Source organism: Stenotrophomonas maltophilia group sp. RNC7 (assembly GCF_030910085.1).
Taxonomy (GTDB): domain Bacteria; phylum Pseudomonadota; class Gammaproteobacteria; order Xanthomonadales; family Xanthomonadaceae; genus Stenotrophomonas; species Stenotrophomonas sepilia.
In genome coordinates this window covers 1-643 of the sequence record NZ_JAVFVN010000215.1, presented here as the reverse complement: position 1 = coordinate 643, position 643 = coordinate 1, and the positions used below count along the sequence as shown (strand labels likewise).

The 643-nt window shown below is 39.5% G+C and carries 1 protein-coding gene; it reads right to left on the bottom strand.

Translation table 11 applies throughout. The features are described from left to right. Positions 1-643 (bottom strand): 3D domain-containing protein (locus tag RCF13_RS02920; RefSeq protein WP_308140835.1); only part of this gene is annotated, 643 nt, incomplete at both ends.

Here is a 643-nt window from a genome sequence, read left to right as displayed (position 1 = left end):
TATCAATTCTATTACCCTTAATTGCGCCACCAGTATCTAAAGCTACACCTTGAATATGAAGACCTGTTCCCGGATCATTAATTTCTACAATGCTCCATAATGGAACAACACGTGGATCTACTGCTACAATACGATATCCGTTATAACGAATTGCTTGACTAAAATTGAAACCGATTTTATCACAACCCACTGCTGGACAGAATCCACCTTGCATTGCAGAATCTTCACCATAATAACCGGTAGCTTCAAATGTCATCCATGGACCTGCATTTGTGATAGGATAATTTCCTGTATCAGCAGCTGTTCCGCCGCCCCCACCAGGTAAGGGTCCACCACCGCCAGTTCCAATACCACCGAGGCCGCCACCTAAATCGATACGATTTGGATCAAAATCTTTTAAATCTTTACCATTTCGCCAAGAATCCAATTGAACTACAGCAGATAGTAACTCCTCTGGTAATCTGTAAGCCCATTGTTCTGGCCCACTAAAACTCTGTTGAGATAATTGTTTAATATATGCTCTAGTATCTTTATCTTGAGCGCTCATTCCATCAAGTTTATCCTCCGGTGCAGAACTAAATAACATACTAGAAATCATACTAAATATGACTACACAAAGTACTACAAGTAATAATATTATTAA